Here is a 15,374-nt window from a genome sequence, read left to right on the forward strand (position 1 = left end):
GGGTGCGGGTCGGGTGACGCTATTCGCGGTAGGTGCTCGCGTCGACGGTGGGCTTCGGCAGGCCGAGCGCGGCGATGCGGGCCGTGCCTGCCGAGGTGACGGGGAAGCGCCACTTGCCGGTGAAGAAGCCGGTGAGGTCGCGTCCGGTGGCCCGGCTCGCGTACACCGCGAGGTGGTCGTAGCGGTCCGCGTCCGTGGCGGCGGCGGGGTTGTCGGCGCGGATCAGCTTGTGCAACTGCGGCCAGACGCCGGTGCCGAACGCGAGGTGCAGCTGCCACAGCGGGACGAGCTTGGACCAGACGTCGAGCGACGTGTAGTCGCTGCCTGCGTCGCGGGCCGCGAAGGCCCGGTCGTAGACGTCCTTGCCCGCGGAGTCCTTGACGAGCAGCCGGGACGCCTGGCCGAGCGTGCGCTGCGCGGCGAGCGAGTAGAGGTTGCAGGTGACCTCGGTGAGCGCACCCGGTTTGTACGCGAACTGCTGATGCTGGTGGCCGAGTTCGTGGTACATGCCCCAGCCGCCGGTCCGCAGCCCGTCCACGCCCGCGACGTACTTCATGGCGGCGCCCGGATAGCCGGTGTACCCATGCGTGGCGTACGCGCCCACGCCCGACGCGACCTTGGTGACGTTCACGAAGTGGTACGGCAGCGGATTGCGGGCGTGCGTGCCGCTGGTGCCGCTCAGTCCGCTGAACACCGCGTGCGACGCGAGGAGTTGCTCGTACGTGTCGAGGAGCGCGGCATGGTTCTCGGCGCGGTACTGCAGTGCGGTGGCGCGGGACAGCGTGACGATGGCGTGCGCGGAGCGGAGCTGCACGTATCCGGCGGCGGTGTGTGAGTCCAGCTGGGACCGGAAGGAGGACTCCGAGGTCGAGCCGTGCGTGAAGGTGGGCATGGGCACGGAACCGGCTCCGAAGGTGACCGTGGCGCGCTCGCCGCTGCCCGTCATCGTGACGTGGACGGGCCCGCCGTGCGGATCGGTGACGGTGTTGGTCCCGGCCTTCAGGGGATAGGCGCGCGGGGCGTTGGGGGTGGAGTAGTAGTCGGGGATGCCGATGTGCAGGGTCGGCAGGACACCGTCCGGTGCGGAGACGGTGACGGTGACCGCGGTGCCCGCGGGCGCGTACGTCCCCGTGGTGAAGAAGTCACTGGCGCGCTGGGCTGCCCCGAGCCGCACCCGCTGCGACTCGGCGGAGACGCGGGCGGTGAGCTGCACGGCGACGGCGCCCCGCGCCGCACGGGCGGTACCGGGCAGCAGCGCGACACCGGTGGCGGCGGCGAGAGTGCCGAGGACGGTGCGACGGTGGAGGGGAGCGGATCTCATGGGGTGCACTCCTTCGGTCGGTGAGGGAGCGCCCCGTAAGGGGCGCGGGGAGTTGCGCGACAAGCCACGACGCGCCTGCAGAAAACACGGGACCTACTCCGAACGGCCGGGCTCAGTGCAGCTCGGCGACATGCGTACGCCCACGCGAGCCACCGACCCGCACGGTGACCACGGGCCTCCTCCCCGGCCGGACGGCCACCGTGTCGTCCGCACGGACCACCCCGCGCACCGGAAAGGGCAGCTCGACGTCGAGCGTCGACTCCGCGCGGCCGGGGTCGGCGACGGCCACGGACACGCCCCCGTGCCCGCGCCGCACGAGGACCGTGCAGGCCCCGGAGGAGGAGAGTCCCCCGGCCCGGCCGGGCGCCCAGAAGTGCGCGGCGAGCAGCCCGTCGCGCCGCGCCTCGACCGCCTGCACGGTCACGTCGTTGGCCACGATCCGCACGGGCCCGGCGTGCGCCCAGACCGCGGTGGCGGCCGCGCTCGCGCCGGGCAGCAGGACGTAGGCGTACGAGGCGTCGGCGGGGGATACGCCGTGGTCGAGCCAGAGGGTCAGATAGCGGCGCGTCACCGGCGACGTGCTGCCGCCCGTGTCGGCACCGGTGTTGATGTCCCGCCACGCGCCGACGCGTGTTTCGCGCAGGGCGCGCAGCCCCAGGTCGGCCGCGCGGCCGTCGTGGTCGGGGAAGACGTAGCCGCCGGTGCCTGACAGGTGCGCCCATCGGGTGTCCGACAGCCGCGCCGACCACCCGTCGTGCCCCGGCTGCACCCGCCCGTCCACGGTCAGTCGCCGCGCGGGCCCGTCGGCGTACAGATTGCGGTTCTCGACGACCGTCTCGATCGTGCGCCCGTCGCGCGCGGAGATGCCCGCGCCGAGCGCGACGACGACGTTGTCGAGGCAGAACCACGCCTTGCGGGCCCGCAGCGTGCTTCCGTCGGCGAGCAGCTCCATGGCCGCCGCCCCGTGACGTGCGTCGAGGACGGCGCCGCCCGCCACGGCGTTCTTCGGGCGGTACGTGCCGGTGCCGCCGCCCGAGCCGATGTCGGCGCGGGCCCGGGTGTCCACGGTCGTGCCCGGCAGGCGGTACGGATCTACGGTCGCCCAGAAGCCGTCCCCGAACCGGCCGAGGTCGTCGCCGTCGTACAGATAGGTCATGCCGTCGCCCGTGTACCAGCCGTGCAGGTTCTCGCCGTTGCCCGCTTCGTAGGCGGCGATGCGCTTCGAGGAGAGCGACAGGGCGAGGGCCCAGCCGGGCCTGCGGTGCACCACCCGGTCCATGTCCGCGAAGACGAAGTGCCCGGTGAGCCGGTCGTCGGCCGGGATTGAGGCGTCGTCGAGGACGGCCTTGGCACGGGCCAGCGCAGGGATGCCCACCAGGCTCGGGTAGGGCGTGGCCGTGTTGCGGCGGAGCCAGCCCTTGGCCATGGCCCGCCAGCGCCGCGCGTAGTCGGCCGGGGCGCCGGACGCCAGCTGCAGGACGTGCGAGAGCGTCGCCGCGCCGTCGTTGTGGTCCCTGGCCTTCTCCCTGGATATCGCCCGGCCGCGCACCGCGTCCATCATCAGCCCGTCGAACACCACCGGCGCGAACGTCCGGTCCACCGCTTCGTACAGCACGGACGTCTTCGGATCGGTGACGGCCCACGGGGAGTCCGTGAGCAGCGCGATCAGCTGGCCAGCGCTGCCGAGCAGGACGCTGCCGTACGTTCCCGTGTACGCGACGGAGCCGTGCTGCACGAACGACCCGTCCTCGTAGAACCCGTCGCCCGAAGTGACGTACTGGAAGAGGCTGTTACGGCCGCCGTCCCGGACGTCGGACAGTCCGTCGCGGGCCAGCGCGACCGTGGCCGCGTCCCAGGTGAGCAGGCCGCGCAGGGCCACGAGGACGGCTTTGTCGGCGCGGTTGGCGCCGGTTTCGGCGAGGGATGGCGTGTTGGCGCGTCGGTCCGGGTCGGGGCAGAACTTCGCGACCGTCGCGGTGTACGCGGACAGGTCGTCGGCAGGGAGGTGCGCCCGCAGCAGCACGCACGTGTCCAGCAGCGCGCGGGGCGCGCCGATCTCCCAGAACCACCAGTTGCCGGACTCCGGGCGGCCGGGGTGGTAGCCGGTGGTGTGCAGGAAGCGCAGCGTGTCGAGCAGGGCGTCGAGGGTTTCCGTGCTGCCGCTGAGCGAGGTACCGGGTGTGGCCCAGGCCGTCGCGAGGGTGCGCAGGCGGGTGTAGCTCTGGCCGAAGTTGCCGGGGTCGGAGGCGGGGGATAGGTCGGCCCACGGCGCGGTCCTGCCCGCCGACCGGTCCAACTGCCGCCACCAGCCGGAAGCCTGGGTGTCCAGCGTCTTGAGGGCGGCGGCGAAGTCCGGGTCCGCCGCGTCGAAGTCGCCGCCGGTGAGCTGCGCGGCGGCGCGGGCGAGCAGGGTGTCGTAGGCGTCCTCGGAACCGGTCGGGGCCTCGGCGCCCCACGCCGTGCCGCTCGCCGCCGACGGCACGACGACGGACGCCGCCCCCGCCGCGAGGAGCGTGCGACGGCTGGGCCCGGTGGAGTCGGAGACAGGCGTGGGCAGCGTGGGCATGCGAACTCCCAGAGGTGTCGGGGGCACATGAAGGCTTCGGGGCACATGTGGTGAGCCGATCCCGCGACAGCATGTAAGCGGTTGCTATGGCGCGCAAGAGGGGTCGGAATCTTTCTACGTTCTTTCTGCGCCGACCACGGTTCTGCGCCCACTCATCACGGGTTAACCGCTTTCAGCGGCGCGCGCGTCCCGCCACCGAGTCCCGGACGACGATGTGCGTGCCGAGCCGCACCCCGCCCTCGGCGGGCGGCCGCCACGCCTCGGTCTCCGCGTCGGGCACCGCGATCCGCACCGCCTGCCGCCCCATCTCCTCCAGCGGCACCCGCACGGTGGTCAGGCGCGGCCGCAGCGTCGCGGCCGCGGGCACGTCGTCGTATCCGACGAGGGAGACGTCCTCGGGGACGCGGATCCCGGCCTCCTCCAGGGCCTGCAGCGCCCCGATGGCCACCATGTCGTTGGCCGCGAACACCGCGCTGAACTCCAGCCCGGACCTGAGGAGTTCGGTCAGTCTGCGATGACCGAAGGCGGGGCTGAACGCCCCGGTGTGCACCAGTTCGGGAACCGTCGGCACACCCCGCAGCGCCAGCGCCCTGCGGTGCCCGGCGAGCCGGTCGTGGGTGGTGGAGAGGCGGGGCGGCCCGCCGAGGTAGAGGATGCGTTCGTGGCCCTGCGTGAGCAGGTGGTCGGTGAGGGCGAACGCGCCGCCCTCGTTGTCGTACTCGACCGACAGCGTCGGCACGCCGTGCCCCACCGAAGGCCTCCCGCACAGCACGAGCCGCGCCCCGCCCGCGTGCAGACCGCGAGCCCTGCGGGCCACCTCGCGCGCATACGACCGGTCCTGGTGCGCGCCGCCCACCAGGACCACCGCATTCGCCCGCTGCTCGTGCAGCAGGTCGACGAAGGCGAGTTCGCGCTGCGGGTCGCCGTGGGTGCAGCAGACCATGCAGAGCCGACCCGCCTCGGACGCGGCCCGCTCCACGCCGCGGGCGATGTGCGCGAAGAACGGGTCGACGACGTCGTGCACGATGATGCCCACGGTGCGGTTGGAGGTTCCCGCGAGTGCGCGGGCGTGGGCGTTGACCACATAGCCGAGTTCGTCCACCGCCGCGTGGACGCGGTCACGCGTGGCTCCGGCCACCGGGTAATTGCCGTTGAGGACCCGCGAGACGGTGGCCGACGAGACTCCGGCCCGCTGCGCGACGTCGATGATCGTCGCCCGTCGCGCAGGGCCGTGTCCGTGCGTCGACGCGTCTGCCATGTTCGGTCGTCCTTCCTTGCGGTGCGGGTTCGCCGTGGCTTGCCGCGGAGTTCCCCGCGCCCCTTCGGGGGACGGTAAGCGTGTACCGAGATTCGCTCCGGCGCCAGAGAGACGGCGAGGAAATGTCCAAGGGGTCAGTCGGTCGAGGGTGTTGACGGCGACAGTAAGCGATTACTACGTTGCCGCCCCATGGCTGAGAAAAGGACCCGAACCGTGCGTGCCGCCATCGCGACGGCGGCCGCGGCCGCCACCCTCGCGCTCGCCGCCCCCGCCCACGCCGTACCCCTCACCCCCACCCCCGGCTCGGACGGCGTGGGCGACCCGCTGTATCCGACGCTCGGCAACGGCGGCTACGACGTCCGCCACTACGACCTCTCCTTCGACTTCACGCCCGTGACGTACGACTTCGCCGCCACCATGAAGATCCGGGCGAGAGCCACCCAGGACCTCTCGTCCTTCAACCTCGACGTGGACTCGCTCGCCATCGACCGGATCACGGTGAACGGCTCGCCCGCCACCTGGTCCCTCGCCGCGGGCAAGACCGGCCAGGAGCTCACGGTCACCCCCGCACGTGCACTGCGCGACCGCCGCTCCTTCGATGTCGAGGTCACCTACCACGGCAACGGAAAGACGAAGCCCGTCGGCCTGCCCGGCTGGCGCCACATGTCCGACGGCGGCTTCGCATCGGCCGCCCAGGCGTCGCGCGCCGACACCTTCGCGCCCGTCAACGACCACCCGTCCGACAAGGCCACCTGGACCTTCCACCTCACCGCGCCCAAAGGCTGGACGCCCGCCGCCAACGGCAACCTCACCGCCCGGCGCAAGGCCCCCGGCGCCAAGGAGACCTGGGACTTCTCCCTCAACTCCCCGATGGCACCGGAGCTGTTGGGCATGTCCGTCAACAAGCAGACCTACCTGTACGGGCGCGGCCCGCACGGCGTGAAGCTGCGCCACCTCGTGCCCGAGGACCAGCTCGCGAAGTACCGTCCCATCGCCGAGGAGAGCGGCGGTCAGCTCGCCTGGCTGGAGAAGACCCTCGGCGTGCGCTACCCCTTCGACACGTACGGCGTGCAGATCGTGCGCGACGGCTACGGCGACGCGCTGGAGAACCAGACCCTCTCCCTCTTCGGCCCCGGCTGGTTCGAGCGCCCCACCTACTCCACCACCATGGTCCACGAGCTGACCCACCAGTGGTTCGGCGACTCCGTCACCCCCGCCACCTGGCAGGACGCCTGGCTGAATGAGGGGCCCGCCGTCTTCTACGCGGCCGTCTGGGCGGATCAGAAGGGCTTCCAGCCCATCGAGGAGAAGATGAAGACGGCGTACGAGAAGCTCGACGCGGTCCGCAAGACCGACGGTCCGCCCGGCAAGCCGACGGGGCTCGGCGGCTTCAACATCTACGACGGCGCCGCCGTCTCCCTCTACGCCCTGCGGCAGCAGATCGGACAGGACGAGTTCGACGCCGTCATGAAGGCGTGGCTGACGAAGCACCGGCACGGCAACGCCGCCACGCAGGACTTCATCGACAACGCGGTGAAGGTGACGGGGGACCCGTCCACCGGGACCTTCCTGCACCACTGGCTCTACGACCTCGACAACCCGCCGATGCCTGGGCATCCCGACTGGGGTGTGGCCAAGTGAGTAACTGGCCTGCGCGTCCAAGGCTGTTGAGACGTCGGCCCGGCGCTCTCGCCATGGCCCTCGCCTCCGCGATGGCGCTCGGCGCCCTGGCCGCCCCGGGGGCCGCCGCGGAGCCAGGACCACGCGTCCTGCACGCCGCCCCGCACGGCACCGGCGACGCCTGCAACGCCGTACGCCCCTGCTCGCTCACCGGCGCCCGGGACGCCGCGCGCACCCTCAACGGAAGCGAGGCGCGCGATGTGCGCGTCGAACTCGCCGACGGAACCTACGAGTTGAATGCGTCGCTGAAGCTCGGCGCCGCCGACTCCGGGCGCGCAGGGCACCCGGTCACCTGGACCGCGGCTCCCGGCGCCCACCCCGTGCTCTCCGGCGGCCGCGCGGTCCAGGGCTGGGCGAAGAGCCGCGACGGCACCTGGACCGCGGCCGTCCCCGAAGGAGTCGCTCCCCGCCAGCTCTTCGTCGACGGCCGCCGCGCCGTCCGGGCCCGGGGCGCGGCCTGTGCCGCCGCCACCTGCGACGTCACGAAGGACGGCATGACGGGCGCCGAAGCCACCGGCATTGCGCACTGGAAGCGGCCGACCGGAGCCGAAGCGGTCGTCAAGGTTCGCTGGCGGAACTACCGTTGCCGGATCACCGGGGTGGCGGGCGACCGCATCACCTTCGCGCAGCCCTGCTGGGCCAACTCGTCGAGCGGGACCGACCGCACGGGCCCCGCCTGGGACTCCACCACCGTCGACTCGGCCCGCTACCACGGCGTCGCCTTCTTCGAGAACGCCCGCGAACTCCTCGACGAGCCGGGTGAGTTCGTGTGGGACGCCGAGGACCGCACCGTCACCTACCTGCCGCGCGCCGGTGAGGACCCGCGCCGCGCCCACGTGGTCACCCCCGTGACCGAGCAACTCATGGTCCTCGACGGCGCCCACGACGTCCGCGTCGACGGCATCGGCTTCGCGTACGCCGCCTACCACCAGCCCGCCACCGACGAGGGCTACGCAGGAACGCAGGCCGGTCTCACCCTCACCGGCGCCACCGGTCCCGTCGATCACGCGGGCCGTCACTACACCAAGCCCGCGGCGGCGCTCACCGTGCGGGGCGGCCGCCATGTGGCCGTCGGCCGCGCCGAGTTCACCCACCTCGGCGGCGCGGGCGTCGTCCTCGAAGCGGGCACCAAGGACTCGTCGGTCACCCGCTCCCGCTTCACCGACCTCTCCTCGGGCGCCGCCTACATCGGCGACACCGAGCCCGACCCACGGCCCGAGCTGGCCGGGGAGCGGAACACCGTCGCGTACAACACCGTCCGCCGCACCGGAGTCGAGTACACGGACTCCGTGGGCATCTGGGCCGGATACGAGGCGGAGCTGAGCGTCGACCACAACACCCTCGCCGACCTGCCCTACTCGGGGATCTCCGTCGGCTGGGGCTGGAACCAGCCCGAGGCACGGAAATCGGTCCTGCGCGACAACCGCGTCACCGGCAACCGGATCACCGACGTCATGCGGGTCGAGCACGACCAGCACGACGGCGGCGCGATCTACACACAGGGCGCCCAGCCCGGCACGGTCGTCTCCGGCAACTACATCAACCGCTCGGCGTACGGGAACACCGAACGCGACGGCAACGGCATCTACCTGGACGAGCAGTCCTCGTACATCCGCGTCGAAGGGAACGTCCTGACCCGCGTCGGCTACAAGTGGGTCTCCAACTGGGCCGACTACGGCATCCAGAACCACGCCACCGGCAACTGGACCGACACCGACACACCCGCCCTCGGCGGCACGGGCTCGACGATGCGGGACAACCACACCGAACTCGACCGGCTGCCCGCCGAAGCGCTCGCCGTGGCGCGGCGCGCGGGCGCCCGCCCGGAGGGCGCCGAACAACTGCGCCCGGACCTGGCCCGCGCGGGCCGGGCGACCCAGTCCTCCACGGACGGCGAGGCCCCGGCCGCGTACGCCGTCGACGGCGACACCTCCACCGACACCCGCACGCTCGCCGAGCCGGGCGCCTGGTGGCAGGTAGACCTCGGCGACATGCGGCGCGTCGGACAGGTCGAGGTGTGGAACGGCGCGTCGACGGCCACGGCGGACTTCGACGTACAGCTGGCGAGGACCGCGGACTTCGCCGACGCCACGACCCGGCACATCACCGGGAAGGCGCTGCGCCCCACGCTCCGGGACTTCGGGGAGGAGGAGTCGGCGAGGTTCGTGCGGATCAGGCTCACGGGGAGCGGGCGCGTCGCCCTCGCCCACGTGCTCGTCCATCCACAACAGGGGCATCGGGCATAGCCGGGGCGTCGGGCCCCTCGACAGGGGCGGGCGGGGCCGGATAGATAAGGATCAAGCTCGTCCGCCCCGCCCGCACCCCGGGGCAGGCACCCGCACCCCGAAGTCAGCACCCGCAACACCGGCTCAAGCGAAGGAAGTTCCATGACCGACCTCCGTCTCGGCGTTCTCGGCTACGGACTGCGCGGCTCGCTCGCCCGCACCGCCCACCGGCCGGACGCGGGCGCCCGCGTCACCGCGCTCGCCGACCCCGATGCCACCGCCCGGGCCGAGGCGGCCGTGGCCTTCCCCGGCGCGCTGATATCCAGCGACCACCGCAAGGTCGTCGAGGACCCGGACGTGGACGCGGTCGTCGTCCTCACCCCCGACCACACCCATGCGGCGCTCGCCTGCGAGGCGCTGCGCGAGGGCAAGCCCGTCTTCGTCGAAAAGCCCCTGGAGACGAGCGTCGAGGCCTGCGACGAGATCCTGCGCACGGCCCACGAGACGGGCACGCGCCTGTACGTCGGGCACAACATGCGCCACATGCCCGTGGTCCGCCTGATGCGCGACATCATCGAGCGCGGCGAGATCGGCGCGGTCAAGACCGTCTGGGTGCGCCACTTCGTCGGCTACGGCGGCGACTGGTACTTCAAGGACTGGCACGCCGAACGGCAGTACACCAACGGGCTGTTGCTGCAGAAGGCCGCCCACGACATCGACGTCCTGCACTGGCTCGCGGGCGGCTACACGAGCCGGGTGCAGGCCCTCGGCGACCTCATGGTCTACGGCGACAACCCGCACCGCCGCGAGCAGGGCGAGCCGAAGACGGACGACTGGTTCACCCGGGACGGCCACTGGCCGCCGCACACCCAGCGCGACCTCAACCCCGTCATCGACGTCGAGGACGTCTCCCTGGTCAACATGCGCCTGGACAACGGAGTCCTCGCCGCCTACCAGCAGTGCCACTTCACCCCCGACTACTGGCGCAACTACACCGTCATCGGCGACGAGGGGCGCCTGGAGAACTTCGGCGACGGCCCCGGGGGAGCGGTCAAGGTGTGGAACGCGCGCCGGTCGGGCTACCGCGGCGAGGCCGACGCCGTGTACGCGGTGCCGGACGCGCAGGACGACGGCGGGCACGGCGGCGCGGACCCGCTGCTCATCGACGAGTTCGTACGTTTCGTACGCGAGGGAGGGCGCACCGACACGTCACCCGTCGCGGCGCGCATGGCGGTCGCGGCCGGTGTGCGGGCGACGCAGTCGCTGCGGGACGGCGGGACGCCCCGCGAGGTCACCGGCCTCGACCCGGAGCTGATCGCCTACTTCGAGCGCGGCCAGACCCGCTGACCGGACCGCCTTTTCGCCGGGGTTCGCCGGGTCTGAAGGAAAGCTGCGGCGGCGCTTAAGAAATCCTCGATGGACCGGGGCGCCCCCGTAGGGAAGATTCCTGTGTCGTCGGGGGAAGAAGCGACGTACGACGGGAGCCGTGGCGTTGAAGGCGCTGGTCAAGGAGAAGGCAGAGCCGGGTCTCAGCCTGAAGGACGTACCGGAGCCGGTCATCGGCCACGGCGACGTCCTCATCAAGGTGCTGCGCACCGGGATCTGCGGAACCGATCTGCACATCAGGGCCTGGGACGGCTGGGCACAGCAGACGATCACCGCGCCGCTGGTGGTCGGGCACGAGTTCGTCGGCGAGGTCGTGGAGACCGGCCGTGACGTCGCCGACATCAAGACCGGCGACCGGGTCAGCGGCGAGGGCCACCTGGTCTGCGGCAAGTGCCGCAACTGCCTCGCCGGGCGGCGCCACCTGTGCCGCGCCACGGTCGGCCTCGGAGTCGGCAGGGACGGCGCCTTCGCCGAGTACGTGGCGCTGCCCGCGTCGAACGTGTGGGTGCACCGCACCCCCGTCGACCTCGACGTGGCCGCGATATTCGACCCCTTCGGCAACGCCGTGCACACGGCTCTCTCCTTCCCGCTGGTCGGCGAGGACGTGCTGATCACGGGCGCAGGACCGATCGGCCTGATGGCGGCGGCCGTCGCCCGGCACGCGGGCGCCCGCAACGTCGTGATCACCGACGTCAGCGAGGAGCGCCTGGAGCTGGCCCGCAAGGTCGGCGCCAGCCTCGCCCTGAACGTGTCGACCTCGACGATCGGCGACGGCCAACGCGAGCTCGGCCTGCGCGAGGGCTTCGACGTCGGCCTCGAAATGTCCGGCAACCCGCGCGCGATGCGCGACATGGTCGCCAACATGACCCACGGCGGCAAGATCGCCATGCTCGGCCTGCCCGCCGAGGAGTTCGCCGTCGACTGGTCGCGGATCGTCACCTCGATGATCACCATCAAGGGCATCTACGGCCGCGAGATGTTCGAGACCTGGTACGCGATGTCGGTGCTGCTCGAAGGCGGCCTCGACCTGGCCCCCGTCATCACGGGACGCTACGGCCACCGCGACTTCGAGGCCGCCTTCGACGACGCGGCGAGCGGCCGCGGCGGCAAGGTCATCCTCGACTGGACCGCCTGACCTTCGCCGTCCGCCCCGCGCCGTCCACACCAGCGACCCCCCGACCTCAAGGATTCCGCATGTTCGACTCCGTACGCGAAGACCTCCAGGCCACCCTCGACGAGATCCGCGCCGCCGGGCTGCACAAGCCCGAGCGCGTCATCGGCACGCCGCAGTCCGCCACGGTCGCCGTCACTTCGGGCGGCCGCCCTGGCGAGGTCCTCAACTTCTGCGCGAACAACTACCTCGGCCTCGCCGACCACCCCGACGTCGTCGCCGCCGCCCACGAGGCGCTCGACCGCTGGGGTTACGGCATGGCCTCCGTCCGCTTCATCTGCGGCACGCAGGAGGTGCACAAGGAGCTGGAGGCGCGCCTGTCCGCCTTCCTCGGCCAGGAGGACACGATCCTCTACTCCTCCTGCTTCGACGCCAACGGAGGCGTCTTCGAGACGCTGCTCGGCGCCGAGGACGCGGTGATCTCCGACGCCCTCAACCACGCGTCGATCATCGACGGCATCCGCCTGTCGAAGGCCCGCCGCTTCCGCTACGCCAACCGGGACCTCGCGGACCTGGAGCAGCAGCTGAAGGAGGCCGTGGAAGGCGGCGCCCGCCGGAAGCTGATCGTCACCGACGGCGTCTTCTCCATGGACGGCTACGTCGCTCCGCTCGCGGAGATCTGCGACCTCGCCGACCGGTACGACGCCATGGTCATGGTCGACGACTCGCACGCCGTCGGCTTCGTCGGCCCCGGCGGCCGCGGCACGCCCGAGCTGCACGGCGTCATGGACCGCGTCGACATCATCACGGGCACGCTGGGCAAGGCCCTCGGTGGCGCCTCCGGCGGCTACGTCGCCGCCCGCGCCGAGATCGTCGCCCTGCTGCGCCAGCGCTCGCGCCCGTACCTCTTCTCGAACACCCTCGCCCCGGTGATCGCCGCGGCCTCCCTGAAGGTCCTCGACCTGTTGGAGTCGGCCGGTGACCTGCGGGACCACCTCGCCGCGAACACGGCCCTCTTCCGCTCGCGGATGACCGAGGAGGGCTTCGACATCCTGCCCGGTGACCACGCCATCGCGCCGGTCATGATCGGCGACGCGTCGGTGGCCGGACGCATGGCCGAGCTGCTCCTTGAGCGCGGCGTGTACGTGATCGGCTTCTCCTACCCGGTGGTGCCCCAGGGCAAGGCCCGCATCCGTGTGCAGCTGTCCGCCGCGCACTCCACCGAGGACGTGAACCGCGCGGTCGACGCGTTCGTGGCCGCGCGGGCGGAGCTGGCGCAGGAGACCGGCAAGGCCTGACGCGCCCAAGGCTCCGGAGGGGGCCCGTGGTGCGGAGGCGGCTGCCGGTTTGGGAGAATCGGCAGCATGATCGAAGCGCGGCGGCTGCACATCCTCCGTGCGGTGGCCGACCACCGCACGGTCACGGCGGCTGCCGCCGCGCTCTACCTCACCCCGTCGGCGGTCTCCCAACAGCTCACCGCCCTGGAGCAGGAGACCGGCCACCGTCTCGTCGAGCGCTCGGCGCGCGGCGTACGTCTGACGGCGGCCGGGGAAATCCTGCTCACGCACACGAACGCGGTGCTGGCCCAGCTGGAGCGCGCCGAGGCCGAGCTCGCCGCGTACAGCACCGGTGAGGCCGGGACCGTGACCGTCGCGGCCTTCGCCACCGGCATCGGCCTGGTCGTCGCCCCCGCCCTGGCCCGCCTCGCCGTCTCCGCCCCCGGCATCCGGGTCCGCGTCCAGGACGCGGAGGGCGACGCGAGCCTGCCGATGGTCCTGGACCGGCAGGTGGACGTGGCCGTCGCCGTCGAGTACCGGGGCGCGCCGGGCGCGGACGACCCGCGGCTCACCCGCGTCCCCCTCTACGCCGAACCCTTCGACGCGGTGCTCCCGCGCGGCCACCGGCTCGCGGACGCGGAACGGGTGGCCCTCGCCGAGCTCGCCAAGGACGGGTGGATCGGCCCCTTCGCGGGCAACCCCTGCCACGACGTGGTCGTCCTCGCCTGCGAACAGGCCGGATTTCAACCCCTGCTGGAACATTGGTCGGACGACTTCCGTGCGGTGGTCGCACTGGCGTCGGCCGGTGCGGGGGTCGCCCTCGTGCCCCGCTCGGCGCTGCGGGGCATGGACGTGTCGGGCGTGGTGGTGCGCCCCGTCGAGGGCGCGGCTCCCACGCGCCGGGTGTTCGCGGCGGTGCGGTGCGGCGCCGAGGACCACCCGCTGATCCGCCCGGTGCTCGACGCGCTGGGGGAGGCGGCGGGCTGAGCGCGGCTTCCCCTCCTCAGCGCCGTCTTCGCGTCACACCGTCTTGACCGAGTTGCCGTCGATGACGTGGTCCGCCCCGGTGATGCTGGCGGCGACCGGCGAGCCCAAGTAGGCGATGAGCGCGGCGACTTCCGACGGCTCCACGAGCCTGCCGGTGACCATGCCCGCGGTGTCGGGCAGACCGTCCAGAAGCCGGGCGTGGGGCACTCCCACGGACTCGGCGAGCTGTGCGCCGTAGCCGTCGGGGCTCTCCCACATGGCCGTGCGGACGGGGCCCGGCGAGACCGTGTTGACGCGCACGCCCCGCGGCCCCAACTCCTCGGCCAGGGCCTTGCCGAAGGCGGTCAGCGCGGCCTTCGCGGTGGAGTAGGTGATCGGCCCGGCGTGCGGGGTTATGGCGCTGGTGGAGGAGACGTTGACGACCGCGCCACGGGCGGCGGTGAGGTGGGGCAGCGCGGCCCGTGTGGTGCGGACCGAGGCGAAGAAGTTCACGTCGAACGCGTCGGACCACTGCTGGTCGGTGCAGCTCAGGAAGCCCCCCGTCCAGCCTGCGTCGGCGTCCCCGCCGCCCACGTTGTTGACGAGGAGGTCGAGCCCGCCGAGCTCGGACCTGGCCTGCTCCACGAGCCGGGCGGGCCCGTCGGCCGTGGTCAGGTCCACCGCGACGCCCGTCGCTCCGGTGGCCCTGAGCTCCGGGGTGATCGTGCGGGCCGCCGCCACGACGCGCATGCCCTCGTCAAGGAGCGCCGTCACGGTGGCCAGACCGATGCCGCGGCTCGCTCCCGTCACCAGGGCAGCCTTTCCGGTCAGTTGCAGATCCATCTGATTCCCACTCTCTTCGCCCGTTCTGCCCGAACTCTTGGCCCTAAGGGCCATCAAATCACCTGAATGACACCGATTAGGACATTGGGCGATGTATTTCGGCCGTGCGCCATTTCAAAGATTGCCATGTACAGGAGATCTACAGGATCGTCGTCGTGCAAGCGCAAAACGTTTCCCGGAAATGGTCGTTGAATGGCCGTGCCCGGGCCCGAAATCAGGGAGTACTTGTGCTGTCGAAAACCAAGAGGGTCGCCCGCTCCGCAACCGTGGCGATCGCCGCGGCCGCCGCGTTCACCGTGGTGATGCCCAGTGGCAACGCCTTCGCCATCGACCACGTCGAATGCCGTGGCGGCGAGAACTTCTTAAAGATCTGGTCGCACAGCGGCGACGGCCGCTCGAGCGTGGACTGCTACGCCAACAAGGGCCGCACCGGTTTCGGTAACTGGTGGGTCGACCGCATCTCCACGGGCAACAACGACCTGGTCTACTACGACGCCAATGGCGACTCCGTGCGCATCAACCGGTGGACCGACATCACCTTCCCGCACCGCCCGCCGAAGGTGAAGGACATCGAAATCCTGTGACCAGTGATTGGCTCGGCTGAATTCGAGCCGATGGCTCGGGTAAATACGGGTCGATGACTCGGTAAACAGGTGGCCATCTCCGCACCATGGCCATTTCCGAATTCCACCGGCCACGCCTTTACGGGCGTGGCCGGTTTCGGCGATTCAGATTTCACGA

General features: G+C 71.7%; 11 protein-coding genes. 7 read left to right on the plus strand and 4 right to left on the minus strand.

Annotated features, from left to right (window positions below; translation table 11 throughout):
* Nucleotides 1-19 precede the first annotated feature (19 nt).
* The 3 genes from AC068B_RS15205 to AC068B_RS15215 all read right to left on the minus strand — a co-directional run bounded on the left by AC068B_RS15205 (nt 20) and on the right by AC068B_RS15215 (nt 5,145).
* Nucleotides 20-1,321 (minus strand): M60 family metallopeptidase, encoded by a 1,302-nt coding sequence (locus AC068B_RS15205; RefSeq protein ID WP_478671874.1) that lies wholly within the window; start codon nt 1,319-1,321, stop codon nt 20-22.
* A 112-nt stretch (nt 1,322-1,433) separates the two neighbouring features.
* Nucleotides 1,434-3,887, minus strand: coding sequence for a polysaccharide lyase 8 family protein (locus AC068B_RS15210; protein ID WP_478671875.1), 2,454 nt, complete (start codon nt 3,885-3,887; stop codon nt 1,434-1,436).
* A gap of 172 nt (nt 3,888-4,059) precedes the next feature.
* Nucleotides 4,060-5,145 carry a LacI family DNA-binding transcriptional regulator gene (locus tag AC068B_RS15215; RefSeq protein ID WP_478671876.1) on the minus strand — a complete coding sequence of 362 codons (1,086 nt, stop codon included), beginning with the start codon at nt 5,143-5,145 and terminating at the stop codon, nt 4,060-4,062.
* A gap of 189 nt (nt 5,146-5,334) precedes the next feature.
* Here AC068B_RS15215 and AC068B_RS15220 point away from each other — a divergent pair, with 189 nt between their 5' ends.
* From AC068B_RS15220 to AC068B_RS15245, 6 genes are all read left to right on the plus strand, one after another.
* Nucleotides 5,335-6,786: a M1 family metallopeptidase gene (locus AC068B_RS15220; RefSeq protein ID WP_478671877.1), complete on the plus strand. Its 1,452-nt coding sequence runs from the start codon at nt 5,335-5,337 to the stop codon at nt 6,784-6,786.
* A gap of 53 nt (nt 6,787-6,839) precedes the next feature.
* On the plus strand, nt 6,840-9,071 hold the full coding sequence (locus AC068B_RS15225) for a galactose-binding domain-containing protein (RefSeq protein ID WP_478671879.1): 2,232 nt from the start codon (nt 6,840-6,842) through the stop codon (nt 9,069-9,071).
* A 141-nt stretch (nt 9,072-9,212) separates the two neighbouring features.
* Entirely contained in the window at nt 9,213-10,397 is a 1,185-nt protein-coding gene (locus AC068B_RS15230; protein ID WP_478671880.1) for a Gfo/Idh/MocA family protein, read from the plus strand.
* A gap of 145 nt (nt 10,398-10,542) precedes the next feature.
* Complete coding sequence (gene tdh / locus AC068B_RS15235) at nt 10,543-11,571, plus strand: L-threonine 3-dehydrogenase (protein ID WP_478672092.1); 1,029 nt, start codon at nt 10,543-10,545, stop codon at nt 11,569-11,571.
* 59 nt (nt 11,572-11,630) lie between these two features.
* Nucleotides 11,631-12,845 (plus strand): glycine C-acetyltransferase, encoded by a 1,215-nt coding sequence (locus AC068B_RS15240; protein WP_478671881.1) that lies wholly within the window; start codon nt 11,631-11,633, stop codon nt 12,843-12,845.
* Between the two features lie 66 nt (nt 12,846-12,911).
* Nucleotides 12,912-13,811, plus strand: a complete 900-nt coding sequence (locus tag AC068B_RS15245; RefSeq protein WP_478671883.1) for a LysR family transcriptional regulator — start codon at nt 12,912-12,914, stop codon at nt 13,809-13,811.
* Between the two features lie 33 nt (nt 13,812-13,844).
* On the opposite strand, the gene AC068B_RS15250 is transcribed toward AC068B_RS15245, so the two are convergent.
* Complete coding sequence (locus AC068B_RS15250) at nt 13,845-14,633, minus strand: SDR family NAD(P)-dependent oxidoreductase (protein ID WP_478671884.1); 789 nt, start codon at nt 14,631-14,633, stop codon at nt 13,845-13,847.
* A gap of 227 nt (nt 14,634-14,860) precedes the next feature.
* Between AC068B_RS15250 and AC068B_RS15255 the strand changes: the two genes are divergently transcribed.
* Complete coding sequence (locus AC068B_RS15255; RefSeq protein WP_356259718.1) at nt 14,861-15,217, plus strand: beta/gamma crystallin domain-containing protein; 357 nt, start codon at nt 14,861-14,863, stop codon at nt 15,215-15,217.
* The last annotated feature ends 157 nt before the right edge of the window (nt 15,218-15,374 follow it).

The organism is Streptomyces sp. NPDC042371, from assembly GCF_056437465.1.

Bases quoted from the DNA above. Each gene is read 5' to 3' on its own strand.
- AC068B_RS15205 (WP_478671874.1), bottom strand. From the start codon at position 1,321: ATGAGATCCGCTCCCCTCCACCGTCGCACCGTCCTCGGCACTCTCGCC.
- AC068B_RS15210 (WP_478671875.1), bottom strand. From the start codon at position 3,887: ATGCCCACGCTGCCCACGCCTGTCTCCGACTCCACCGGGCCCAGCCGT.
- AC068B_RS15215 (WP_478671876.1), bottom strand. From the start codon at position 5,145: ATGGCAGACGCGTCGACGCACGGACACGGCCCTGCGCGACGGGCGACG.
- AC068B_RS15220 (WP_478671877.1), top strand. From the start codon at position 5,335: ATGGCTGAGAAAAGGACCCGAACCGTGCGTGCCGCCATCGCGACGGCG.
- AC068B_RS15225 (WP_478671879.1), top strand. From the start codon at position 6,840: ATGGCCCTCGCCTCCGCGATGGCGCTCGGCGCCCTGGCCGCCCCGGGG.
- AC068B_RS15230 (WP_478671880.1), top strand. From the start codon at position 9,213: ATGACCGACCTCCGTCTCGGCGTTCTCGGCTACGGACTGCGCGGCTCG.
- AC068B_RS15240 (WP_478671881.1), top strand. From the start codon at position 11,631: ATGTTCGACTCCGTACGCGAAGACCTCCAGGCCACCCTCGACGAGATC.
- AC068B_RS15245 (WP_478671883.1), top strand. From the start codon at position 12,912: ATGATCGAAGCGCGGCGGCTGCACATCCTCCGTGCGGTGGCCGACCAC.
- AC068B_RS15250 (WP_478671884.1), bottom strand. From the start codon at position 14,633: ATGGATCTGCAACTGACCGGAAAGGCTGCCCTGGTGACGGGAGCGAGC.